The organism is Sphingomonas lycopersici, assembly GCF_026130605.1.
Taxonomy (GTDB): domain Bacteria; phylum Pseudomonadota; class Alphaproteobacteria; order Sphingomonadales; family Sphingomonadaceae; genus Sphingomonas; species Sphingomonas lycopersici.
Window position 1 is genome coordinate 1 of the sequence record NZ_JANFAU010000003.1, and the last position, 22,821, is coordinate 22,821.

The following is a 22,821-nucleotide window of genomic DNA, read 5'->3' on the forward strand; positions in this document are numbered from 1 at the left end:
CCTCTGGTGCAGGCTCAAGGACTGGCGGCGCATCGCAACCCGGTACGACAAGCTCGCCGCTAACTACATGGCTGGCGTCTTCCTCGCTGCCGTCATCACCTTCTGGTGCGATTGAGTCCTAACCCTAAGCCGCACGCAAGGAGACACGATGCCGACCAGGGATATCATCGTCGTCGGCGCGTCGGCGGGCGGGGTGGGTGCCTTGCAGCGGCTTTGTGCCGGGCTGCCCGAGGACCTGCCGGCCGCGATTTTCGTCGTGCAGCATCTGTCGCCGTCGGCGCGCAGCGTCCTGCCACATCTGCTCGACAAGATGGGGCCGCTGCGCGCGCTCTCCCCGGTCGACGGGCAGGAGATCGAGCGCGGGCGCATCTATGTCGCGGCGCCGGATCAGCATCTTCTGTTGCGGCCGGGACGGATCCTGATGCGCCGCGGGCCGCACGAGAACCGCACGCGCCCCGCGATCAACGCCTTGTTCCGCTCGGCGGCGATCCATTATGGCAGCCGCACGATCGGCGCGGTGCTGACCGGGCTGCTCGACGACGGCACCGACGGGTTGCTCGCGATCAAGGCCACCGGCGGCGTCTCGATCGTGCAGGATCCGGCGGACGCCGAATGGCCGTCGATGCCGCGAAACGCGCTCAAGCGCGATCATGTCGATCATGTCGTGCCGCTCGATCAATTGCCCGCGCTGCTGATGCAATTGGTGCATGAGGGGGCCGCCGCCAGCATTCCCATTCCGCGCGAATATCTGATCGAGGATCGCATTGCCGCACAGGAGTTTGCCGTGGCCGAGCCGGAGATCGTCACCCCAGGGGATCCGAGCCATTTGTCCTGCCCCGATTGCGGCGGGGTGCTCAATTGCATCGTCTCGGACGGCGAGGTGCGCTTTCGCTGCCAGGTCGGGCATGCCTTCACCCCGCTCGGGCTCGCCGCGGCGCAGTGCGACGAACTGGAACGCGCGCTCAGCGTCGCGGTGCGCACTCACCGCGATCGGCTCAAATTGTTCGAACAGATGCTGGAAAACGCCGGCGCGCGCGGCATGACGCATGCGGCGCGACGCTGGAGCGAGGCTTCCGAGGAATCGGGGAGGCTGATCAGCGCGCTCGAAGACGCGATGATCAGCCTGCGCAAATCGTTCGGCGAGGGCGAGGCCTAGCGGCGATCGATTCCCGCGCCGATCTCCGCGCGATTACCTGTCTGCTGGACCATCAGCGTGAGGATCGGTGGCGCCTCGTCGGGGAAATACTGGACGCAGGCCTGCGCGGGGAATTCGCTCCCGTCGGCGGCGCGGAAGGCCGTTTCGAACACGATCTCCGCCTGCTCGCCGCTGATCAGCGGCGCGAACAGCGCGTGAAGATCGTCGGCCGATATTCTCGGCAGGATATCGGGCAGGGCGATCTGCATCAGCTGCTGTGTGGTGAGCCCGAGCTTTTTCTGCGCGCCATCGTTGACGAGCAGGAAGCGCAGCGTCCTGGGATCGACGAAATAGATCTGATTGAGCGCCGCGCCGAGCACCCGCCCGAGATGGCGGGTGAAATCCTCGTTGGTGCGTTCCTCGGTGATGTCCTGGAACACCAGCACGAGCCCGTGATTGGCGCCGTTCTCGTCGATCAGCCCGGTCACCCGCGCGCGGCACAGGATGCGCCGCCCGCGACGGTCGACGCCTTCGAGCTGGCGCTCGGCATGTTCCTCGCTGCCCGATTGCACCGCGATGAGGCTGTCGCGCAACTGGAGCACCGGCAGCCCGATGTCGAGCTTGTCGAAGCTGGTGCCCGCCACCTCCTCGGCGCGCAGCCCCCAGGTGTTCTCGCTCCAACGGTTCCAGCTCTGGATCGTGTGGCGCGCATCGAGCACGACGATCCCGGCGTTCATCGATCTGAGGACGGATTCAAGGTGGAGGCGATAGCCGGCGGCCTGCTCGGCCTGGATGCGCAGTTCCTCGTTGACCGATTCCATTTCCTCGTTCGACGAGCGCGCTTCCTCGTTGAGCGTTTCGAGCTCCTCGTTGGTCGACTGGAGCTCCTCGTTGGTCGTCTCGAGCTCCTCGTTGGTCGACTGGAGCTCCTCATTGGTCGTCTCGAGCTCTTCGTTGGCCGATTGCAATTCCTCGATCGACTGCTCCAGATTCTCCTGCGCCGCTTCAAGTTCGCGGCGTAAGGTGTGGATTCCGGTGTGATCGTGAAAGGCGAGCAGGATCGCGTGGACGCTGCCGTCGGCGCGCTGCAGCGGGCGGATGTCGATCGTCAGCCGCATCACCTCGCTCTGGTTGAGGCGATATTCCTGATCTTCGAGCCGCACCCCGCGCCGGCTGCGAAACGCCTCGTCGATCGGCCCGCGCAATTCGATCGGGCGATAGGAGATCGGCAGATCCTGGAACGGGCGACCGACATCGGCCTCGCCGACACCGAGCAGCATCCGCGCCGGCTGGTTGGCCAGCGCGACCGCGCCCGCGGCGTCGATCACCAGTAAGGCGGTGCCGGCCTCGTTGAGCACCGCTTCCATCAAATGGCTGTCGGGCAGCGGCACGTCGAGCCGCGGTGCGCGGCCGGCGGTGAAGCTGCCGTTGATCGGGCGGCGCCATTCCTGCGGCACCTTGGCGAAGATGCGGTGTTTCATATCGACCGGCCGAAAGAGCGAGGACCGCGCGAGTTGGGTCTCGGCCTTGCCGAGAAACAGGAAGCCGTCGACGTTGAGCGCATAATGCAGCCGTGGCAGCACCAGCGCCTGGGTCTCGGCCTCAAGATAGATCAGCAGGTTGCGACAGGTCAGCAGGTCGATGCGCGAGATCGGCGCGTCGTGGACGACATTGTGCCGGCCGAAGATGACGCACTTCCTGAGCTCGCGCTCGAAGACGTAATGATTGTTGGTGCGCTCGAAATATTTTTCGAGATAATCCGGGGGCACGCTGTCGACCTCGCGCGGCGAATAGGTCGCGAGACGCGCGACCTTGAGCGCTTCTTCGTCCAGATCGGTGGCGTAGATCTTCACCCGCCGGCAGAATTCGCCGATCCCCATCGCCTCGGCGAGCAGCATCGCGATCGAATAGGGCTCCTCACCGCTCGCGCAGCCGACGCTCCAGATGCGGATCGCGCGATCTTCCTCGGCGTTGGCGAGGATTTGCGGAATCACCTTGTCGCGCGTCACCGCCCAGGCTTCTTCGTCGGAAGAAGGAGGTGACGTTGATCAGCACGGTGTTGAGCAATTCCTCATATTCGCTCGGCTGCGCTTCGAGATGCGCGCGATAGGCGGCGAAATTCTCCGCGTTGACCGCTTCCATCCGCAACGTGATCCGGCGGCGCAGGCTGGTGCGCTTATAGCCGCGGAAATCGAGCCCGCGGCTTTCCTGAATGTGGCGCAGCAACGCTTCGAATTCGGGATCAGGGGTGGCGCGTTCTACCATGTTCATTCTCTTGTTCGCAGCGGCGATTAGCTTGCTAGGCGCGCGCCGCGCGCGCGTCCACTGGCGAGTGGAGACCGAACGTGCGAACGCGCCGAAACGGTGACCGCTCGGCGCGCGCTTAAAAAAAGATGGTGGGGGTCAGCAGCCGAATTCGGGGCGCCTGAAATCCTCGATCCGCCAGCCATAAGGGGTGCGGTGAGCGTAGAAAGTGTAGAAGCAGCGCTTCTCCCTGGTCGTCGTGGGCGAATATTCGACACGGGTGCGAGGATGATCGCCGCGATGTTCGACCCGCGAGACGGCTTCGCCGCCGCTCGTTTCGGTTTCGCTCTGCATCCATTGATAGGCGCGCCGGCCGTCGGGGAGATCGCGAACGTCGATCGGCGGGCCATAACGCGCCATCACGTCCTCGGGCGAGCGCCCGACATAGCCGCGCATGATATCGACCGAGCAACCCGCCAGCAACGCCCCGGCCAGCGCGAAGGCGCCGAACAGCGGGTGGAAGCGACGCGGGCGGGGCGGGAAGGGGCGGAAATTCATGCGCAAACTCCGATACATCGACGCGCGCTCGTGCATGAAGAAGATGACGTCAACATTGCGCCGGGGCGACGATCCGGTGATTTGGCGGTGCGTCAGGAACTTCGCCTCGACGTTGCGGGCGACAGAGCGTCTAGCCGCCCCGGATCATGTAACCGGCGCCGCGCACCGTCTCGATCGCATCTTCGTCGAAGCCGGCATTGAGCTTGGACCGCAGCCGGCAGAGATGCGTCTCGACGATGTTGGTCTTGGGGTCGAAATCGAGATCCCATACGCGTTCGAGCAACATGGTGCGTGTCATCACCCGATGCGGATTGCGCATGAGCTCGGCGAGCAGCGCGAATTCGCGCGGTTGCAGATGGATGCGCCGGCCGCCGCGCTCGACCGTCCGGCGATCGAAATCGAGCATGATGTCGCCGACCGTCAAGCGATGCGGGTCGCGTCGCAATACCGGTCGTCGCGTGAGCGCCGTCAGCCGCGCGGCCAGCTCGGAGAAGGCGAATGGCTTGACCAGATAATCGTCGGCGCCGCTTTCCAGCCCTTCGACGCGATCGGCGACCCCACCGGCTGCGCTCAGCATCAGGATCGGCGTCGCTTCGCCGGCGGCGCGCAACGCTTTGACCAGCGCGAGCCCGTCGAGCGCCGGTAGCAGCCGATCGACGACGATCGCGTCGAAATCGCCGCTGGTCGCTTGAAACAGCCCGTCGCGCCCGTCGGGGCTGGTCGCGACGCGATGCCCGGCTTCGGCGAGCCCCTGCGCCACGAACGCCCTTGTTCCGGCATCGTCCTCGATCACCAACACGCGCATTTCACATCCTAACTCGCGGATACGCCGCCTCCCCGCCGCCGCTCGCCCGCCGGCAAAGGCCCCCATCTCACCCGAAGAGATCGCCCAATTGACCCAGCGCGGCGCCAAGCAACGGCGCCGGGGCAACATGGCGCGCGCCGGGACAGTCGTCTTGTAAATTGGGGTTACATTGGGGCTGCAATACAATTGCCCAATGTAGGCGATGCCGAGTTGATCCCCGCCCGCCAGCGCGCCAAGCGCGTCATGCAAATGGTTCGCAATAGCCGAGGCGGGCAGGGGGATTTGATGAAACTCAGTATTTTGGCGCATGTTTCACCGCGCGCATTGTCTATCGCGGTTGCCGTTGCGGCGGCGTCGCCCGCCGCGGCGCAGGCGCAGGAAAAGCCGGCCGAGCTCGGCAGCGTCGTCGTGACCGATACCGCGATCGACGAGAAGGAGGCCGAAACCTCCTACAAGGTATCGCGCAGCATCAGCGCCACCCGCACCGATACGCCGCTGATCGACGTGCCGCAAAGCGTGACGGTGGTGCCGATCAAGCAAATTCTCGATCAGGCCGCGGGCAGCATCGCCGAGGCGACCCGCTACGTCCCCGGGGTATTCGTCGCGCAGGGCGAGGGCAATCGCGAGACGCTGATCTTCCGCGGCAATGCCACCACCGGCGATTATTTCGTCGACGGCATCCGCGACGACATCCAGACCTATCGCGATTTCTACAACATCGAGCGGCTCGAAGTGTTCAAGGGGCCGAATGCGATGATCTTCGGCCGCGGCGGCGTCGGCGGGCTGGTCAACCGCGTCACCAAGGTCGCGGACTGGACCCCGCATCGCGCCTTCCGGCTGGAGGGCGGCAGTTTCGAGCATAAGCGCGCGCAATTCGATGTCGGCACCCCGCTCAGCGGGGCGGTGGCGGTGCGGCTGACCGGGGTCTATCAGGACAGCAACAGTTATCGCGACGGGGTCAATTACAACCGCTGGGGGTTCAACCCGACGATTACGTTCAGTCTCGACGACAAGACGACGATCACCGCCGGATACGAGCATTTTCAGGACGATCGCGTCGCCGACCGCGGGGTTTCGGCCTATCTCGGGCGCCCGCTGGAAACGCCGCCCGAGCGGTTCTTCGGCGATCCGCAGAACAGCCCGACCTGGACCAATACCGATGCGGTGACGCTCTACATCGAGCATCGCTTCAGCGACACTTTGTCGATCCGCAACCGCACGCGTTATGCCGATTACAGCAAATTATATCGCAACACCTATCCCGGCGCGGTCAACACCAAGACCTCGGTCAACCCGGAGGGATTGCCGCGCGGCAGCTATGCCGCAGGGACGATCGTCGAGATTCAGAGCTACCAGGCGACGACGCAGCGTCAGAACCTCATCAACCAGACCGATCTCAACGTAGCCTTTGCCACGGGTGCGATCGAGCATACGCTGCTGGCCGGGGTCGAACTCGGGCGGCAAGTTAGCGACAATTTCCGCGTCGAAGGCTTCTTCCCGACCGCGACCAATGCCAACGGCGTCTCCAAGATTTATGCGACGATCGCGTCGCCGCGCGTCCGTCGCCCCGATATCCTCTTCCGGCCGACGTCGACCAGCAACGACAATCGCGGCATCACCACGGTCGCGGCGGGCTATATCCAGGATCAGATCGCCTTTTCGCCGATGGTCGATGTCGTGCTCGGCCTCCGCTACGAACATATCACGACCAGCGTGTACGATCGCCGCACCGTAGGCTTCCCCGCGACGCAGCGCCGTGATCTCGAGGCGACCGATAATCTCTGGTCGCCGCGCGCCGGGCTGATCTTCAAGCCGGTCGAACAGGCGTCGATCTATGGGGCCTTTTCGCGGACCTATCTGCCGCGCGGGGGCGACCAGCTCACCGGGCTGTCGCTGTCGAACGAAAACCTCGCGCCAGAACGGTACGATAATTACGAGATCGGCGCGAAATGGGATATCGTCCCGACCTTCAATGTCACCGCTGCGCTGTTCCAGCTCGATCGCGACAATGTGCTCGCGCTGAGCAACCCGAACGACCCGCGCTCGCCGACCGTGCCGATCGGCCGCCAGCGCACCAAGGGCTTCGAGCTCAGCGCGCAGGGCGAGATCACCGACAAGCTGAGCGTCATCGGCGCCTATACCTATACCGATGCGAAATTCCTGGACTCGCAATCGGGCACCGTCCAGCGCGGCAATCTGGTCCCCAACGTGCCCAGGAACGCGGCGTCGCTGTGGACGCGGTTCGATCCGATCGAGGCGCTGGGCGTGGCGGTCGGGATGATCCACCAGGGCAAGCGCTTCTCGGCCACCGACAATACCGTCACGATGCCGGCCTATACCCGGTTCGACGGCGCGATCTATTTCCGCGTGGCGCCCGAGCTCGATCTCCAGCTCAATGTCGAGAATATCTTCAACAAGCGCTATTTCCTCTATGCGCACAGCAACACCAACCACACGCCGGGCTCGCCGACCGCGTTCAAGCTCGGCCTCAACGCGCGGTTCTGATCATCTCGCCCGGCCTGCCCCGCGCGCGCGCAACGAGATCGGCCGTCTCGCGGGCGGTCGACCCGGCGCCGTCGGCAGGAGAGGGGGAGGCGCGCGGGCGATACGAGCCCGGCGCCCGGGCGCGGGGGCCGCCCCCGGCCCCCCCCCCCCCCCCCCCCCGGCCGCATTGGGTCGCGCTTGCCGCGATCGTCGCGGCCCATGCCGCGGGGATCGCGGCGCTCGAATATGCCGGGGTGGAGGTCGTCCGGCGTCTGCCGCATACGCCGCTGGTGGTCCGGCTCCTCCCGCTCGAACCGCCGCCGGCGCCGGTAGAACTGCCGACGAAGCCGGCGGTCGACCGCCCCCCCACGCCGCGATCGGTCGTCGCACCGCCGTCGGTCGTCAAGGCGCCCACCGCGCCCGTCACGGTCGAGATCGCACGGGCGCCCGAGCCCGTCGCGCCGATCGTGGCGACGGTCGCATCCGTGCCGCCGGCGCTGGTCAACCTCGATACCCGGCTGCTCTCGGCCGAGCCCCCGCGTTATCCGGTGGAATCGCGACGTCGGCGCGAAACCGGCACCGTCGTTCTGCTCGTCGTGGTCGACGAGGAGGGCCGGGTCAGCGCGATATCGGTCGCCGAAAGCAGCGGGTCGGATCGGCTCGACAAGGTCGCACTCGCCGCGGTGCGCCGCTGGCGCTGGTCCGCGACGGTGATCGAGGGGCGGCCAAGCAAGGTGCGGGGGCTCGTCCGCATCCCGTTCGAGCTGAGGGAGCGCTGATCGATACGTTGCGCGGCCGAAGTCATGGCGCCGATTGCGCAAGGCCGATATAGCGGGCGCATGACAGCGACGCTCGCCAAACACGCAGCAACGGACGGGCGGGACGCGGGGCAAAATCCTCACACGCCACATTATGCGGCGATCAAACATTTCATCAGCGAGGCGATCAGGACCGGCGAATTATGTCCGGGCGATCGCGTGCCGTCGGAGGCCGAATTGGTATCGCGGTTCGGCGTATCGCGCATGACGGTCAACCGCGCGTTGCGCGAATTGCAAAGCGCCGGCATGCTGGTCAGGCGAGCAGGGAGCGGGTCGTTCGTCGCCGAGCCAAGGCCGATCGGCCATATGATCGAAATCCGTAACATCGCCGACGAGGTCCGCGCGCGCGGCCACGCCTATCGCGCGCGGGTGGTGCAGAACGACATCGTCCGCGCGACGGTGGCGACCGCGGCGCTGCTGCACGTTCCCGCCGGGACGCGATTGTTCCACTCGATCATCGTCCACCACGAGGCCGAGTGGCCGATCCAGCTCGAGGATCGTATCGTGCTGGCATCCGCGGCCCCCGATTATGGCAGGATCGATTTCACCCGCACCACGCCCAACGAATATCTGACGCGGATCGCCCCGCTCGAGCGGGTGGAGCACCGCGTGCGCGCCGCGATGCCCGATGCTTCGACCCGCGCGTTACTCGGGCTGGATGAGAAGGAACCGGCCCTCATCATGATCCGTCAGACCTGGAGCCGGGGACGGCTGGTCTCGCATGCCTGCCTGACCCATCCGGCGCATCGTTTCGAGCTTTCCGCCAGCTTCTCGGTGCCGGGCGTCTGACCTATCCCACCGGCTTGGCGACCACGCGCCGCCGCCGTCGCAGCCAGCGGAAATCGACCCGGTTGAAGCTTTTGAACAGCAAGTAGAAGCCCGTCCCGGAGAGCCACAGCACGCCGAAGGCGACGACGATGATCAGCGGGTGGTTGAAGCTGGCGCGGCTCACATAATCCATATTGTGCAGCATCCAGAAAAAGTCCCACATCCGCCACGTATCGCCGCGCATGACGAGCAACCGTCCGGTGTCGGCGGCGACATAGGCGCTGCTGTTGGCCGCGTCGGCGAAATCGACCCGCCACATCGCACCCTTATGCTCGCGGGCCTCCAGATTGGGCTTGGCGAGCCGCTCGACCTGCCGCACCGGTGCCTGATTGGCCGATGCGGCGACCGCGCGCGCCATCGTCGCATCGATCGTGAGGGGGCGGCCGTCGATCGCATCGACGATCCGGATGCCGTTGGCCGTGCGCAGCTCGTAGACCGGGCGCCCGGCAAGCGTGCGTAACGCGAGGCCGCTGATCGGCGCGGACGCGGAGAGCGCAGCGGGGGCGATCAGCGAGGTCTGCGTGGGCAGGGGCAGCGCGTGCTCGGCCGGCATGTCGTGACCGCCGACCGCATCCTTATCGAGCAGCGCCATCATCGAGCCGCTCAATGCCCAGAGCAGGAATTGAATGCCGAGGATCAGCCCGACCCATTTGTGGATCCGGCGGAACAGCAAGGGCGACAAGCGGATACGCTTCATATCGCCGCCTCCTCCTTCTTCTTCTTCTTCTTCCTGCGTGGAAAGGCCCAGATCAGCAGCCACGCCCCGCTCGCGGCCATGGCGAATGCGCTCCACGTCGCGACCCGCAGCAGCGGATTGTTGACGTCGGTCCGCGCGTCATAGTCCATGATGTGAAGCATCCAGGCGAAGTCGAAGATGCGCCACAGATTGTGGCGTCGCGAGATCAGTTCGCCAGTCGCCGGCGACAGATAGAAGGTCGGCCGGTTCCAGCCGGCGAACTCGACCTGCCAGAAGGGCGGTTTGCGCGCCTGCATTTCCTGCGGCGCGCGCGTGAGCAGCCGCACGGAGACAATGTCGCCGGTCCCGGCATAAGCGCGCCGCGCCAGCGCGCGAATATCGGCTTCGGTCGGCCGGGGCAGCGGCTGCCCGCTCCGCGCGTCGAACAGCGCAGCGCCGTCCGGCGTTTCCGCGCGCCACACCGGTCGATCGAGATGATGCTGGAGCCGCAGCTCCGAGACGTCGGCACGCGCCGCAAGGATCCGCGAGGGCGGGGCGATGCCGCGCAAATCGACCGCCCTGGCCGAAGCTGCGCGAACCAGATGATCGCCGTGGATCGTATCGATGTGGACGACCACCATGTAGAAACCGGTGAGCGTCCACAGCACGACCTGAACCCCGACGAGCAAGGCGAGCCATTTGTGGAACCGCCGTGCGACGAGCGGCCAGCGGATTGTGCGTGCCATCGCCCTATACGCTTCAGAAGGCCGTTCGCATGCCGACGTAGAACCGCCGGCCGAGCAGGTCGTAGGTCATCGTATCGGTGTTGCCGTCGGTAAAGCTCTGGATATAGGGCGCCTTACGATCGAACAGATTGTCGACGCCGACCTGGAAGCGGGTCTTCGCGTCGATTTCGAACGCCAGCTGTGCATTGTGGTAGAACACGTCGGGCGTCTTATAGCCGATCTGGCCCGGCTTCGCGTTGAAATCGGTCGCCTTGCCGATCCATTGCGTCGACCAGGTTGCGGTGACGCCGCCGCTTGCCGCGGTGATCACGCCATAGCCGCGCCATTTCGAATAGCCGCCATTGCCACCGCCGATAAAGCCGTCGAAGACGATCGGCTCTGCGCCGGCGAACGGCATCACGACATATTTGTTGAGATAGGTGGCATTGAGATCGACCGTCAGCGCGACCGCGCCGATCCTGCGTTCATAGACGAGGCCGAGATCGAGCCCGTTCATCTGCTCGCGCCCGGTATTGATCGGCTGGGCCGACAGATAGGTGACTTCGCCGGTGAGCGGGCTGCGCGTGAAATCGCCGCAGAACGGGTGCGACAGATTGGCGCTGGCATAGCAGACCGCGAGCTTGGTCGATCCCGGAATGGTGCGGATCGCATCCTTGATATCGATGTCGAACCAGTCGGCGGTGAGCGACAGGCCGGGCACGAGCGTGCGCGGCTGGAGCACGGTGCCGATCGTCCAACTCGTCGAGCTTTCCGGCCTGAGCTTCTGGTTGCCGCCGCTGGTGGTGAGGATCGTCGATCCGAGCTGGACATAATTGGCCGGCACGCCCGACGCGCGGCAATTGGCGATCAGCGTCGCATTGCCGCTCTGCGCATAGCGGCTGCACGGATCGGTCGTGGTGAGATTCCCCTCGGAGACGCCACCGAACAGTTCAGGCACATTGGGGACACGGAAGCCGGTTCCATAGGTGCCGCGCAGGCGGATGCCGTCGCTGACCACCCAATCCGCGCTCAGCTTGTAATTCCAGTCGCTGCCGAACAGGTCATAGTTCGAATAGCGCACCGCGCCGTCGATCGTCAGCGCCTTGAAGAAAAGCGTGTTGGCGAGCACCGGGACCGAAAGCTCGAAATAGGCTTCCTTGGCGGTGCTCGATCCCGAGATCGGATCCTGCTGGTTGGTATTGGCGACGCCGAGCACGGTAAGCGGATCGGGATCGCGCCAGCCCTTTTCTTTGCGATAGACCGCGCCCGCCGCGAAGGCGACCGGGCCGGCGGGCAGGCGGAAGAGATTGCCGTTGATGTCCGCGGTCACCGTGGCGAGTTCGTTGCCGCCGCGATCGCGCGAGGTGAACAGGATATAATCGAGAACTTTCGGCGTCAGATCGCCATAGCCGAGATAATCGCCGCACGGGATCGCCGCCCCGACGGTCGCGCTGCACTTGCTGGTATCGAGCGTATTGGCGACGCGTTCGAGATTGGCGATGTTGGTCGAGCCATCGATCGCTGTATTGCGGCCGAAGCTCCCCGCGACCTCCCACGCCCAGTCATTCGCCAGCTTGCCGCGCAACCCGAACGTGCCCTGCCAGGTATCGGTCTCCTGGAAAAAGCGGCGCCCCCCCGGCTCGGCGAGGCGGCGCTGGATCAGGACGATATCCTGCCCCGTCGGATTGGTCGGGTTGGTCGCCGCGATCCTGAGATTGCGCAGCGTGCCCGGCGTCGCGATCTGGTTCGACTTGCGATAGGTGTAAAGGAATTCGCCGAAGGCGGTGATGCCGTCGGTCACCTTGTAATCGGCGAAAAAAGCGGTGCTGATGCGTTCGACCGGGCTCACTGCGTTGAGGAACGGGTTGGAATTGAAATTGTGCTTCGCGGCGCTGTACGGCTCGTAGAAATTGCCGTTGCCGCCGGGGATCTGGTTGAAGTTGATTTGCTGCCCGTTGGGCAGCACGGCACGGCCGCCGATCGTGGAGGCGCTGTTGATGCACGAGAGCTTGCCCGGCGTCGTTTCGGCGAGCGAGCAGGGCGCGCGGCTCGCCATATTGACCGCGCTGGTCTTCTGATAGGTCGCCGCGGCCATGAAGCCGCCGCGCTCGTTGCGGATGCCCCAGATCAGGTCGGCGGTGAAATCCGATCCGTCGCCGCGTTCGGTGATGCCGTTGCGCAGGCTGACGCCGAGCCCTTCATAATCGGTGCGCGTGATCAGATTGACCACACCGGCCATCGCATCGGCGCCGTAGATTGCCGAGGCACCGTCCTTGAGCACCTCGGTCCGCCCCAAAGCCACGACGGGGATCATATTGAGATCGGGCGAAGAATTGGCGCCGGTACCGCCCGCCACGAGGCGGCGCCCGTTGAGCAGAACCAGGGTGCGCTTGATGCCGAGCCCACGCAGATTGACCTGGGTGGTGCCATAGCCGTTGCTGGTCCAATAAGCCGAGGTCTGGTTGCCCGCGGCGCCCGCGACCGACGGAAGCCGTTGAAGCACCGTCTCGATATTGACGATACCGGTATTCTCGATCTGTTCGGCCGAGACGATTGTGGCGGGCGCGACTCCCGCGAGATCCTGTCGGCGGATGCGCGAGCCGGTGACCACGACGTCGCCCGACGTGTCGTTGCCGGCGGCCGGTTCGGCCTGCGACTGCTGTGCGTGTAGCGGTGTCGCATAGGCGACGACCATCGCGGCGCAAAGCAGCGCCCCCTTCTTGCTCATTTTGACTCTCCCCCGATTCGTAATGACCCGGAAGGAGCATCAATTGTATATACAGGTCAATATGAATTCTTCATTAAATTTCAAATAGTTATATCGATTTCATCAAGGTATATCGTACGCCGGTAATACGCAGCAAATCTCCTTATCCCTCACTTTTGTCGCGAAATTTTTCTTCCTTTCTTGGCGGGAGGATAAGCCGCCCCAGCGCCGCCTTGAGCGGGCCGAGCCACGGCTCGAACGGCTTCCATTGCGCGACGCCGCTGGTGTTGAGCGGGCGGCGGACCTGTTCGGAGCTGGCGGTACGCACCGCGCGCTGGGCGAGCGCGAGGATGTCGGGAAGCTCGAGCGTGCCGTCGATCTGGCTGTGCGAGGCGAGGATCTGTTCGAGCAGGGTCGATCCCGCACGCGGCAGGCCGAGGATGAAGATCGGATCGGGCGCGGGGCAGCCTTGCCCGGCGCGAAATTGAGGTGGACACGATCCATCGGCCGCAAATCTTCCCGCGCTACTGGCGGTGCATCGCGATAACTTCCTCGTCCTCGAACCGATAGGTCTTGGGATTGGCCAGCGAATAATAAGGATCGTCGAGGTCGGGGTGCGCCGAAATCGCGGCGCAGTAGGAGGCGATTGCCTCCCGCTGCCAGCCGCAGGCCTTGGGCGCATGGCCGCGTGAGGTCAATGTCGCGGGAAGCTCATCGGTTGCATAATGCGGACTTATTGACATCGATCCAGATGCCGGTCCTTCCTCTAAAGAACGATTTCCGAACGCGCGGCGAGCGATCGGGTGCGGCGGCGAAACCGGTAAGCGGCCAGCGCCACGACGAACAGGATCGCGCATAATCCGACCTGTTCTCGCAGATCGGGCTGGGTGGCCATCAGCGCCAGAACCGCGAGGATCGCCGCGACGAGCGCATAGCTGACATAGGGGAACAGCCAGACCTTCACCGGCAGCGGCTCGCCCGCACTTTCCAGCCGGCGGCGCAACGCGATCTGGCTCAGCGCGATCAGCAGATAGACGCACAGGATGATCGCCCCTGAGGATTGCAGCAGGAAGACGAAGGCGCGTTCGGGGGAGATCACCGAGATCAGCACCATCGCGAAGCCGGCGGCGCAGCTCACCAGAATCGCGAGGCTGGGGACGCGCCGACGCGAAACGCGGGCGAAGACCGGCGGGGCATCGCCGCGCTCCGCCATTTCGTACAGCATCCGCGAGGTGACGTAGATCGCCGAATTGAGGCACGAGGTCACCGCGGTGAATACCACCGCCGCCATTAGCGGCGCCGCGCCTGGGATGCGGATCCGCGTCATCGCGTCGGCGAAGGGCGAATGGCCGGGGACGATCTGATCCCACGGCACGATCGCGACGATGACCGCGATCGAGCCGAGATAGAAGAACAGGATGCGCATCGTCACCGTGCGCGCGGCGCGCACGACATTCTCGGCCGGATGCTTGGTTTCAACCGCGGCGATCGTCGCGACCTCGCTCCCCATCATCGAGAAGATGACGATCGGTATCGCGGTGAAGATCGCCGCCCAGCCGGCCGGAAACATTCCGCCGTGCGCGCTCATCGCCGCCGCGGTGGCGCTCACCCCCGGGCCGAAGACGAAGATGTGCAGCGCGCCGATCACGATGAACGCGGTGATGATCACCACCTTGAGCGCGGCGAGCCAGAATTCGGCCTCGCCATAGACGCGCACCGAAAGCAGGTTGATCAGCATCGTCGCGAGGATCAGCCCGGTGCCGGGCAGCCACGCCGGCATCGGGAGCAATTGCACCAGGATCGCCGCGCCGGCGATCGCCTCGACCGCGATCGTCACCACCCAGAAATAGAAATAGAGCCAGCCGGTGACGAACCCCGCCCACGGCCCGAGCCCGAGCGTCGCATAGCCGGTGAAGGTGCCCACCCCGGGGCGGGCGATCGCCATCTCGCCGAGCATCCGCATGATCACGAACACCAAGGTGCCGCACATTGCGTAGGTGAACAGTACCGCAGGCCCGGCGACGTTGATCGCCGCGCTCGATCCGACGAAGATGCCCGCGCCGATGATCCCGCCGAGCGAGATCATCGTGACGTGGCGCGGCTGCAGCGAATGAGCGAGCGTTTCGTGTTGGCCGGGATCCCGGTTCGTCATACGCGCACTCTCCGAAGCCGTTTCGGCATTTCCCTCCGCCTGCCGCCGGATTTCGCGACGCGTGGACAAGGTTCGAATTGCGATTAGCCGCGATAGAATGAACGCCGTCAACGCCGCGATCGGCGACGCGGGCAGGCATCGGCAACTCCCGGCGCAGGCGCGGCGAAACCGTCGTCGCTTCGGCGGAAAATGGAACTTCGTTACAAATAGTTGATCGCTGATCATCGGAAGATCAGCGGCGCTGAACGGCGATAACAGTTTTTCTGATGCCGCCGCCGCGCTTGCCCTGCGCCTGCCGGATCCACGGCCGGTGTCAGGCGCGGACGGACGAGCCCCGTATCGCCAGGATCGAGCAGCCGGTGCCGGCGAGGATCAGCAGCAAGCCGGCGCCGGCGATCGCGACCGGGCCGCCGGCGTCCCACATCAGCCCGGCGAGCGGCGGCCCGAGCGCGCTGCCCGCGCCCTGGACCGCGACGATCAGGCTGGTGAGCGCGCCGCTGCGATCGGCGTCGGAGATCGCCGCGAGTTGATAGGGCATCACCGCGCCGATCCCGAACCCGAGGCCGACCAGCGCCACCGCGAACAGCAACGGCGTGAGCGGCAGCATCAACAGCCCCGCGCACAGCGCGAGCACGGCCAGCGCGCCGAGCAGCGGCAGCGCGTGGCGTGTCCGCCCGACCGTTGCCGAGGCGACCAGCGAGCCGAACCCGGTGAGCAACAGATTGGACGACAGCACCGCGCCGACGGCGCCCGCGTCGATCCCGATGCTCGCGCCGATCTTGGCGGCGAACGACCAGATGCAGGCGAAGGCGAAACCGGTGAAGAATAGAGCGGCGAGCGCCAATACCCCCGCGCCCGTCGCGCCCGCACCGCTTTGCCGGTCGGCCGCGACGGCGGGGGTGAAACGCCGCGGTATCTGCGTCCCGCCGAGACTGAGGATGCCGACCAGCAAGGCAATCGTCAGCAGCACCCCTGCCAGCCCCGATCGCGGGATGATCCATTGTCCGGCGGTGAAGGTGACGAGCGCGAGCGCGGGATAGGAAAGCCCGATCGCAATCGCGAAGGCGCGCGCCGGGACCGGGGCGAGCCCGAGCACGCGATAGGCGATCACCCACAAGCCGCCCATCGCATTGCCGATGACGAAACAGGCCGCCAGCGCGACCGCAAACGCCCCGCTCACCCCGAGCAGCCAGAAGGCGGCGGCGATGACCACCGCCGCCCCCGCGATCGCCGGGCGGAGCGCGATCCGCCCCGCCCACCACACCGCGAGCATCGAGGAGACGGTGAAGCCCGCGAGATAGGCGGTGCCGAGCAGCCCGGCCTCGGCCGCGCCGATCCCGGCATGTTCGGTCTGCAGGCTCACGAAGAAGGGCAGGAAGGCCCAGAAGAGCCCGCCGGCGATATAGAGCGCGATCGCGCCGGCAATGGCACCGCGGCCGACGGGTTGCGCTCGATCGGGTTCGGCAATCATCGATCCGCCCCCCCTCAGGTCAGAACGAGCGCGACAGGCTGATGCCATAGGTGCGCGGCAGGTTATAGACCAGCCCGGCATAACCGCCCGAGACGACCTGATAGGCCTCTGCGACATAGCGGATGTCGGTCAGGTTGCGCACCCACAGGGATCCCTGCCAGCCGGCGCCGTCCTCGATCATCAGGCGCGCGTTGAGCAAGGCGTGCGGCGGCGTCTGGAGGATTTTCGTGTTGAGCAAGTCGCGCTGCGAGCGGCTTTCGTATTTCACGTCGATTGACGGGGTGACCGTGTAGCGGCCGACCGGGGCGGCATAGCGCGCCGAGCCGTTCAGCGTCCACTCGGGGGAATTGGCCAGCCGGCCGCCGGCGAGGTCGACGATCGTGCCGAACAGATTCTGCTGCCGCAGCGTGTCGAGCTTCTGATAGGTATAGCTCGCGCCGGCGTCGATGCTGAGCCTGCGGACCGGGCGGAGTGCGAGCTTGAGCTCGCCGCCCGCGATATCGGCGCCCTTGCCGTTGGTGAGGTAAGGGGCGTTGACCCCGGTGCGATTTTCGATCGCGGTGACGATGATATCGGTCCAGCGATTGTAGAAGGCCGCCGCCTCGATCCGCACGCCGGGCGCGACCGACGCCTTGATCCCCAGTTCATAGGCCGTCACGCGTTCCTGACGGGTGGGCTGAAGCGCCGCCTGGCTGCCGAGGAAATAGGAATTGAACGTCCCGGCGTCGAACCCGCGCGAGATGTTGGCGTAGATCAGCACTTGGTCGCTCGGCGTATAATCGAGCGCGATCCGCCCCGACCAGTCGCTCTGGTTGAGCTTGTTGCTGCCGGCGAAGGTCGTCGCACCGGTGCCGCCGGTCGGGGTGAAGACCGAGCGATAGGTGAAATCGCGCCCGACCCAGGTCTGGCGCAACCCGCCGGTGAGCTTGAGCGTCGGGGTCAGGCGATAGTCGAGCTGGCCGAAGATCGCGCCGGTGCGGGTGGAGAGCTTCGAATAATCGGCGACCGCGCCGCCGAACCAGTCACGGAAATCGGACGAGAAGATCGGGTTGCCGGTCAGGCGGTCCCAGGAATAATAAGCGCCCGCGATCCAGGTCAGCGCGGCGCCGTCGTCGTCCGACGCGAGCCGCAATTCCTGCGAGAATTGATCGACGGTGCTGCCGCGGATCGTATCGGTCACGACATTGGCGCCGCCATCCTCGTCGAGCCCCTCGCGCCGCTTGAGATGGTCGTAGCCCGTCACCGAGGTCAGGCGGACCGCGCCGAAGCTATAGTCGATCTGCCCAACGACGCCGTAGGTGCTGTTGTCATGCCGGCCGTAGAGGCTGCGGGGGTTGTCGTAGACGCTCTTCGTCTGCTTGTGATAGCCCGAGACGTCGACGCAATTGGCATTCGCGCCGGCGATGTCGCCGGCAAGGAATTGCGGGCAGATCTGCCCGGCATTGGGCTGACCCGCCGGCACCAATGCGGCGACCGAGGTGAACGGCCAGGTATCCGAGCGATCGACTCCGCCGTGCCCGGTGACGGTGATGCGCAGCCCGTCATTGTCGGTGAAGAGCAGCGAGCCGCGGAAGAAAGCGGTACGGATCTGGCCGTAATGATCGCCGCCGCTGCGATCGGTCTGCGGGCCGTCCCATTGGCGCACCACCTTGGTCGCGATCCGCCCGGCGAGCGTATCGCCGACGAGCGGGCCGCCGATCGCCGCTTCGACGTTGAGATAATTGTACCGGCCGAAATCGATCTGCGCATAGCCATTGGGGGTGAAGTTCGGCTGGCGCGAGATGAAATTGACCGCGCCCGCGGTGGTATTGCGGCCGTAAAGCGTCCCTTGCGGGCCTTTGAGCACCTCGACCCGCTCCTGATCGAACATCTGGAAGGCGAGCATCGGCGAGGACGACTGATAGATGCCGTCGACATAGACGCCGGTGGTCTGCGGGGCGCTTTCGTTGAAATTGTCCGCGCTCATCCCGCGGAGGGTGATCGAGGGATAGCTGTTCTCGCCGAACGGCAGATGGACCGCGAGATTGGGCGTGTACATCGTCAGATCGCGCACGCTGGTCGCGCCCTCCTCGCGCAGCCGATTGCCGTCGAAGGCGTCGATGGTGATCCCGACCTTGTCGAGTCGCTCCTCGCGATGCTGCGCCGTGACGACGATGTCGCCGCCCTCGACGGTGCCGGCTTTGGCCTGGGGGGATGCCGGGTCCGCAGGCGTGGCGACGGCGGGGGCTGTGCCGATCAGCAGCAGCGCGGTCGATTGGACAAGCAGTCGATGGACGTTCGGAATCATACCCCACCCCCTAACGTTATCGGGCAAAGGCTTATGAATGATCGATTGACTAGTCAACCTGACAAATATCTCTCTTCAAAGGTGCGACCATGCTGTCGACGGTTGACTAGTCAACCTTAAATGCTAAGCTCCGGCGCATGACCAACGCGCTTACGCGGCACGGGCCGCTCTACATCCGGATCGCGGCGGAGCTGCGCGCGGGCATCCTGTCGCGGCGCTGGCAGCCGGGCGACCAGCTGCCCAGCGAGGCGCAATTGTGCCGCGAATATGGCGTCAGCCGGGGGACGGTGGTTCGCGCGATCGAAATCCTGCTTCAGGAGGGGCTGGCGCATCGCCGGCAGGGCGATGGCACCTATGTTTCGCGGCCGTCGCTGCATCGTCAGCCGGGATTCCTGACCGGCTTTTCGCATTCGGTGCGCGATCAGGGACGCGTGCCGACGCATCGTATCCTGGGGTTCACGCGGCTGTCCGCCGCCGAGGCGCAGCAATATGGCTGCGGCGGCCCCGCGGTCCGGCTGTCGCGTCTGCGGCTGGTCGACGACACGCCCTGGGCGCTGCACAATTCGGTCGTGCCGGAGCAGGTCGCGGAGCGCGTGCCGGCGCTGACCGCGGACGGCGTCGAACTGCTCCACGCCGCCGACTTCTCGCTTTATCAGGCGATGGAGGAAGCCGGCATCCATGTCGATCATGCCGAGGAACTGCTCCGCGCGCGCGCCGCGACGCCGGAGGAGGCGGCGCTGCTCGGCGTCCCGTCCGGCACCGCGCTGATGGCGATCAACCGTCGCGCTTATGATGCGGCGGGGCGGATCGTCGAATTGGTCGAAACGAATTATGTGGGTGATTCATATAGTTATGAGACGCGGCTGACACGCGATCGCGGCGTCGCCCATATGGTCTCGCAGGTCGCGGATCGGCATTGATGCCCCGCGACTGGCATGAGGCGGGGTCGCCCGAGCGTACCGCGCTGGTTCTCGTCGATCTGCAGAATGGTTTCCTGCATCCGGAGGGCGGGAATTACTATCCCGCCGCGTCGGACATCGTGCCCAATCTGCGCCGGCTGCTCGCCCATGCGCGGTCGCGCGGGCGGCTGATCGTCCATGTCGCCGACCGGCATCGCGCCGGGCTGGCCGATTTCGAATCCGCCAAGCTGCCCGAGCATTGCGTCGACGGCGCGTTCGACGCCGCCTTCTTCGACGGCTTCGGCCCGCCCGAGCCCGCGCCGGCCAATGAACTCGTCGTCGTGAAGCGCCGGTTCAGCGCCTTCTTCGCCACCGATCTCGACCTGACGCTGCGCGAGAATGCGATCGAACGGCTGGTGGTGGCGGGGGTCAAGACCAACGTCTGCGTCCGCGCGACGATCCAGGATGGTTTCGGTCTCGGTTACAGCTGCCTGCTGGCGCGCGCGGCGACCAATTCCAATCGCACCAATCTGGAGGCCGCGGCGGTCGAGGACATCGATCGCTATATGGGGTGGTGCGTCGCGCTGGCGGATGCCGAGGCGGCGCTCGGATGACGCGTATCGCGCTTGTCGGCTATGCCTCGCTCGATCATCCGATCCAGCTCGACGGCGTCTATCGCCCGCATTGGACGACGCCGATCCGGCATCGCGGCGGCGGCGCCTGGCCGCGCGCGGGCGGGTGCCATTATTATGCCGCGCTGCCGATCGCGCGGGCGGGGATGCGGCCGTCGCTCGTCACCTGGATCGGCGGCGACGATTTCGGCGCGCTCTACCGCCGCCAATGCGTCGCGGCGGGGATCGCCGACGATGGCATGGCGGTGATCGCCGACGGGGCCACGCCGCTGTGCTTTCTCGTCTACGAGGATAATGGCGCCTGCGCCTGCCTGATCGATTTCGGCATGGCGGGGCGCGAGACGGTCACCCCCGAGCAGGAAAAGGTGCTGACGGCGGCCGATCTCGTGTGCCTGACGGTGGCGCCCCCGGCGGCGAGCCGCCACGCGCTGGATCTGGTGCGGCCCGACGCGACGCTCGCCTGGGTGACGAAGAACGACCCGGTCTCCTTTCCGCCACGGCTGCGCGATACGATCGCGCACCGATCGCGTATCATCTTCTGCAACAAGCGCGAACTGGCGTGGGTCGACGAGGCGCTGGGCGGGGCGATCGGCGACCGCACGATCGTCGAGACCAATGGCGCGTCGGAAATCACCGTCCACCGCGTGCAAGGCGAGGTCGCCATTCCGGTTTCGCCGGTCGCGGCGACCGACACCACCGGCGCCGGCGATACGCTGGCGGGGGGAACCTTGGCGGCGATTGCCGCGGGCGAGACCGATATCATCGCCGCGGTCCACGCCGGCGCGGCTGCCGCGCGCGATCTGCTGCGGCAACGGACCGCCTGACCGACACATCAACACGGGAGACCCATGTGACCAAGCGCGCCTGGTATATCGGCTGCGATCAAAGTGAAATTGCCGAACGGGCCCTGCTGATCGGCGATCCGGCGCGTGTCGCGCGGCTGGCCGCGCAGCTCGACGAGGTTCATCGGGTGAAGGAGAATCGCGGGCTGCGCACCATCTCCGGCTTCCACAAGGGCGTGCGGGTCACCGCCTCCGCTTTCGGCATGGGCGGCCCGATCGCGACGATCGTGCTGCATGAGCTCGCCAATCTGGGCGCGACGACCTTCCTGCGCATCGGCACGTCGATGGCGTTGCCGCCGGTCGAGCTGGGCGAGTTTCTGATCGCGACCGAGGCCTGGGGACAGGACGGTGCCTCGATCGCCTACGGCGGCACCGGCGATCCCGTGCCCGCGGCCGACGCGTTAGTGGCGCAGCTTCGCCACGCCGTCGCGACGCACGGCTTGCCGTCTCGCGCGGGGCGGTTCGCCAGCTTCGACGGCTTCTACCGCGACATGTTCTCGATCGACCCCGATACCGAGGCGCGGGTCGCGGCGGTGCGTGAGGACATGCTGCGGCAAGGCGTGCTGGTAACCGATATGGAAACCGCGCCGCTCTTCACCGCCGCGCGTGCGTTGGGGGTGCGCGCCGGGAGCCTGTGCGTCGCCACCGTTGACAGCGACACCCAGCGCAAGATCGCGGATGACGAGATGGCGACGCTCGAGCGCCGGCTGTTCGACGCCGCGCTCGATGCGCTGGTCGCCGCCTGAAGCATCCACCGTTTACCGGAGACACGCCATGTCCATTATCGCCGATTATCACCGCATGCTCTCCACCCGGCTCGCCACGGTGTTCGAAACGCAGGCGCATCTCATCGACCGGGCGGCGGAGATCTGTGCCGATGCGATCGCGGCGGACCGGCTGGTCTTCACCTTCGGCACCGGGCACGGCGCGTTCGCCGCGCTGGAGATGTTCCCGCGCACCGGCACGGTGGTCGGCTTCCGGCCGATCGTGGAGAGCACGATGATCTCCTTCCACCGCGTTCTGGGTGACATGGGCGCGCGCCAATATCGCTTCATCCACGCGCAGGAAGGCTATGGCGATGCGATCCTCAGCTCGCACCAGACCTTGCCCGACGATGCGATGCTGATCTTCTCCCACTCCGGGCTCAACGCGGTGACGCTCGACATCGCGCTTGGCGCCAAGGCCAAGGGCATGAAGGTGATCGGGGTCACCAGCCTGCCGCATTCCACCAGCACGCCGTCGCGCCATTCGTCGGGCAAGCGGCTGTTCGAGGTCGCCGATGTGGTGATCGACACCGGGGTGCCGAAGGGCGATGCGGGGATCGAGATCGAGGGCGTGACCGGCCGTACCGGCGCGACCTCGACCAGCATCGCGATCGCGATCGGCCAGGCGATCAATGCCGCGACGGTCGAAAAGCTCAACGCGCGCGGGGTGGAAACGCATATCATGGTCAGCCCCAACACCACCGAGAAGAAGAGCGCGGACGCGCAGAACGACCGCAATTACGCCGAATTGTGGCGCCGGCTGAGCGCGCGATGAGCGGGGCAGGGGCGATGGA

The 22,821-nt window shown here is 65.9% G+C and carries 21 protein-coding genes and 2 pseudogenes; 10 read left to right on the forward strand and 13 right to left on the reverse strand.

The window, feature by feature from the left end; translation table 11 throughout:
- Nucleotides 1-115, forward strand: a pseudogene (locus NED98_RS06775) (IS5/IS1182 family transposase); the annotation flags it as partial.
- Between the two features lie 33 nt (nucleotides 116-148).
- The gene (locus NED98_RS06780) at nucleotides 149-1,156 is read left to right on the forward strand and encodes a chemotaxis protein CheB (protein ID WP_265312317.1); all 1,008 of its coding nucleotides are present in this window, start codon (nucleotides 149-151) and stop codon (nucleotides 1,154-1,156) included.
- On the opposite strand, the gene NED98_RS06785 is transcribed toward NED98_RS06780, so the two are convergent.
- From NED98_RS06785 to NED98_RS06800, 4 genes are all read right to left on the reverse strand, one after another.
- The gene (locus NED98_RS06785; protein ID WP_265312318.1) at nucleotides 1,153-3,144 is read right to left on the reverse strand and encodes a CheR family methyltransferase; all 1,992 of its coding nucleotides are present in this window, start codon (nucleotides 3,142-3,144) and stop codon (nucleotides 1,153-1,155) included. The genes NED98_RS06780 and NED98_RS06785 overlap by 4 nt on opposite strands.
- Nucleotides 3,053-3,406, reverse strand: a complete 354-nt coding sequence (locus NED98_RS06790; protein ID WP_265312319.1) for a protein-glutamate O-methyltransferase CheR — start codon at nucleotides 3,404-3,406, stop codon at nucleotides 3,053-3,055. Before NED98_RS06790 ends, NED98_RS06785 begins: the two co-directional genes overlap by 92 nt.
- 132 nt (nucleotides 3,407-3,538) lie before the next feature.
- On the reverse strand, nucleotides 3,539-3,937 hold the full coding sequence (locus tag NED98_RS06795) for a hypothetical protein (RefSeq protein ID WP_265312320.1): 399 nt from the start codon (nucleotides 3,935-3,937) through the stop codon (nucleotides 3,539-3,541).
- Between the two features lie 130 nt (nucleotides 3,938-4,067).
- Nucleotides 4,068-4,742 (reverse strand): response regulator transcription factor, encoded by a 675-nt coding sequence (locus tag NED98_RS06800; protein WP_265312321.1) that lies wholly within the window; start codon nucleotides 4,740-4,742, stop codon nucleotides 4,068-4,070.
- Nucleotides 4,743-5,027: 285 nt separating this feature from the next.
- Here NED98_RS06800 and NED98_RS06805 point away from each other — a divergent pair, with 285 nt between their 5' ends.
- The 3 genes from NED98_RS06805 to hutC all read left to right on the forward strand — a co-directional run bounded on the left by NED98_RS06805 (nucleotide 5,028) and on the right by hutC (nucleotide 8,833).
- The gene (locus NED98_RS06805; RefSeq protein ID WP_265312322.1) at nucleotides 5,028-7,247 is read left to right on the forward strand and encodes a TonB-dependent receptor; all 2,220 of its coding nucleotides are present in this window, start codon (nucleotides 5,028-5,030) and stop codon (nucleotides 7,245-7,247) included.
- A 233-nt stretch (nucleotides 7,248-7,480) separates the two neighbouring features.
- A complete protein-coding gene (locus tag NED98_RS23275) occupies nucleotides 7,481-8,005 on the forward strand; it encodes an energy transducer TonB (RefSeq protein ID WP_265312323.1) in 525 nt (174 codons plus the stop codon).
- Between the two features lie 60 nt (nucleotides 8,006-8,065).
- Nucleotides 8,066-8,833: a histidine utilization transcriptional repressor HutC gene (gene hutC, locus NED98_RS06815; protein WP_265312324.1), complete on the forward strand. Its 768-nt coding sequence runs from the start codon at nucleotides 8,066-8,068 to the stop codon at nucleotides 8,831-8,833.
- Nucleotide 8,834: 1 nt separating this feature from the next.
- Here hutC and NED98_RS06820 read toward each other — a convergent pair whose 3' ends face one another.
- The 9 genes and pseudogenes from NED98_RS06820 to NED98_RS06850 all read right to left on the reverse strand — a co-directional run bounded on the left by NED98_RS06820 (nucleotide 8,835) and on the right by NED98_RS06850 (nucleotide 18,890).
- Complete coding sequence (locus tag NED98_RS06820; protein WP_265312325.1) at nucleotides 8,835-9,569, reverse strand: PepSY domain-containing protein; 735 nt, start codon at nucleotides 9,567-9,569, stop codon at nucleotides 8,835-8,837.
- On the reverse strand, nucleotides 9,566-10,294 hold the full coding sequence (locus tag NED98_RS06825) for a PepSY domain-containing protein (RefSeq protein WP_265312326.1): 729 nt from the start codon (nucleotides 10,292-10,294) through the stop codon (nucleotides 9,566-9,568). Before NED98_RS06825 ends, NED98_RS06820 begins: the two co-directional genes overlap by 4 nt.
- Nucleotides 10,295-10,307: 13 nt before the next feature.
- On the reverse strand, nucleotides 10,308-13,001 hold the full coding sequence (locus NED98_RS06830) for a TonB-dependent receptor domain-containing protein (RefSeq protein WP_265312327.1): 2,694 nt from the start codon (nucleotides 12,999-13,001) through the stop codon (nucleotides 10,308-10,310).
- 142 nt (nucleotides 13,002-13,143) lie between these two features.
- On the reverse strand, nucleotides 13,144-13,308 hold the full coding sequence (locus NED98_RS23370) for a hypothetical protein (protein ID WP_353744687.1): 165 nt from the start codon (nucleotides 13,306-13,308) through the stop codon (nucleotides 13,144-13,146).
- A gap of 3 nt (nucleotides 13,309-13,311) precedes the next feature.
- Nucleotides 13,312-13,449: pseudogene (locus tag NED98_RS23375) on the reverse strand (sulfotransferase family protein); the annotation flags it as partial.
- A 55-nt stretch (nucleotides 13,450-13,504) separates the two neighbouring features.
- Nucleotides 13,505-13,723: a hypothetical protein gene (locus NED98_RS23380; RefSeq protein ID WP_432423310.1), complete on the reverse strand. Its 219-nt coding sequence runs from the start codon at nucleotides 13,721-13,723 to the stop codon at nucleotides 13,505-13,507.
- A 23-nt stretch (nucleotides 13,724-13,746) separates the two neighbouring features.
- Nucleotides 13,747-15,132, reverse strand: coding sequence for an amino acid permease (locus NED98_RS06840; RefSeq protein WP_265312328.1), 1,386 nt, complete (start codon nucleotides 15,130-15,132; stop codon nucleotides 13,747-13,749).
- Between the two features lie 313 nt (nucleotides 15,133-15,445).
- The gene (locus NED98_RS06845; protein ID WP_265312329.1) at nucleotides 15,446-16,603 is read right to left on the reverse strand and encodes an MFS transporter; all 1,158 of its coding nucleotides are present in this window, start codon (nucleotides 16,601-16,603) and stop codon (nucleotides 15,446-15,448) included.
- Nucleotides 16,604-16,622: 19 nt separating this feature from the next.
- A complete protein-coding gene (locus tag NED98_RS06850) occupies nucleotides 16,623-18,890 on the reverse strand; it encodes a TonB-dependent receptor (RefSeq protein WP_265312330.1) in 2,268 nt (755 codons plus the stop codon).
- 137 nt (nucleotides 18,891-19,027) lie between these two features.
- Between NED98_RS06850 and NED98_RS06855 the strand changes: the two genes are divergently transcribed.
- From NED98_RS06855 to NED98_RS06875, 5 genes are read left to right on the forward strand one after another with little or no spacing between them, the layout of a single operon-like run.
- A complete protein-coding gene (locus tag NED98_RS06855; RefSeq protein WP_265312331.1) occupies nucleotides 19,028-19,810 on the forward strand; it encodes a GntR family transcriptional regulator in 783 nt (260 codons plus the stop codon).
- A complete protein-coding gene (locus NED98_RS06860) occupies nucleotides 19,810-20,403 on the forward strand; it encodes a cysteine hydrolase family protein (RefSeq protein ID WP_265312332.1) in 594 nt (197 codons plus the stop codon). Before NED98_RS06855 ends, NED98_RS06860 begins: the two co-directional genes overlap by 1 nt.
- Nucleotides 20,400-21,245 (forward strand): carbohydrate kinase family protein, encoded by an 846-nt coding sequence (locus NED98_RS06865; protein WP_265312333.1) that lies wholly within the window; start codon nucleotides 20,400-20,402, stop codon nucleotides 21,243-21,245. Before NED98_RS06860 ends, NED98_RS06865 begins: the two co-directional genes overlap by 4 nt.
- Nucleotides 21,246-21,271: 26 nt before the next feature.
- Nucleotides 21,272-22,009 carry a nucleoside phosphorylase gene (locus tag NED98_RS06870; protein WP_265312334.1) on the forward strand — a complete coding sequence of 246 codons (738 nt, stop codon included), beginning with the start codon at nucleotides 21,272-21,274 and terminating at the stop codon, nucleotides 22,007-22,009.
- 28 nt (nucleotides 22,010-22,037) lie between these two features.
- Nucleotides 22,038-22,802, forward strand: coding sequence for a sugar isomerase domain-containing protein (locus NED98_RS06875; protein ID WP_265312335.1), 765 nt, complete (start codon nucleotides 22,038-22,040; stop codon nucleotides 22,800-22,802).
- Nucleotides 22,803-22,821: the final 19 nt, after the last annotated feature.

Bases quoted from the DNA above. Each gene is read 5' to 3' on its own strand.
- NED98_RS06780 (WP_265312317.1), top strand. From the start codon at position 149: ATGCCGACCAGGGATATCATCGTCGTCGGCGCGTCGGCGGGCGGGGTG.
- NED98_RS06790 (WP_265312319.1), bottom strand. From the start codon at position 3,406: ATGAACATGGTAGAACGCGCCACCCCTGATCCCGAATTCGAAGCGTTG.
- NED98_RS06795 (WP_265312320.1), bottom strand. From the start codon at position 3,937: ATGAATTTCCGCCCCTTCCCGCCCCGCCCGCGTCGCTTCCACCCGCTG.
- NED98_RS06800 (WP_265312321.1), bottom strand. From the start codon at position 4,742: ATGCGCGTGTTGGTGATCGAGGACGATGCCGGAACAAGGGCGTTCGTG.
- NED98_RS06805 (WP_265312322.1), top strand. From the start codon at position 5,028: ATGAAACTCAGTATTTTGGCGCATGTTTCACCGCGCGCATTGTCTATC.
- hutC (WP_265312324.1), top strand. From the start codon at position 8,066: ATGACAGCGACGCTCGCCAAACACGCAGCAACGGACGGGCGGGACGCG.
- NED98_RS06820 (WP_265312325.1), bottom strand. From the start codon at position 9,569: ATGAAGCGTATCCGCTTGTCGCCCTTGCTGTTCCGCCGGATCCACAAA.
- NED98_RS06825 (WP_265312326.1), bottom strand. From the start codon at position 10,294: ATGGCACGCACAATCCGCTGGCCGCTCGTCGCACGGCGGTTCCACAAA.
- NED98_RS06830 (WP_265312327.1), bottom strand. From the start codon at position 13,001: ATGAGCAAGAAGGGGGCGCTGCTTTGCGCCGCGATGGTCGTCGCCTAT.
- NED98_RS23380 (WP_432423310.1), bottom strand. From the start codon at position 13,723: ATGTCAATAAGTCCGCATTATGCAACCGATGAGCTTCCCGCGACATTG.
- NED98_RS06840 (WP_265312328.1), bottom strand. From the start codon at position 15,132: ATGACGAACCGGGATCCCGGCCAACACGAAACGCTCGCTCATTCGCTG.
- NED98_RS06845 (WP_265312329.1), bottom strand. From the start codon at position 16,603: ATGATTGCCGAACCCGATCGAGCGCAACCCGTCGGCCGCGGTGCCATT.
- NED98_RS06850 (WP_265312330.1), bottom strand. From the start codon at position 18,890: ATGATTCCGAACGTCCATCGACTGCTTGTCCAATCGACCGCGCTGCTG.
- NED98_RS06855 (WP_265312331.1), top strand. From the start codon at position 19,028: ATGACCAACGCGCTTACGCGGCACGGGCCGCTCTACATCCGGATCGCG.
- NED98_RS06860 (WP_265312332.1), top strand. From the start codon at position 19,810: ATGCCCCGCGACTGGCATGAGGCGGGGTCGCCCGAGCGTACCGCGCTG.
- NED98_RS06865 (WP_265312333.1), top strand. From the start codon at position 20,400: ATGACGCGTATCGCGCTTGTCGGCTATGCCTCGCTCGATCATCCGATC.
- NED98_RS06875 (WP_265312335.1), top strand. From the start codon at position 22,038: ATGTCCATTATCGCCGATTATCACCGCATGCTCTCCACCCGGCTCGCC.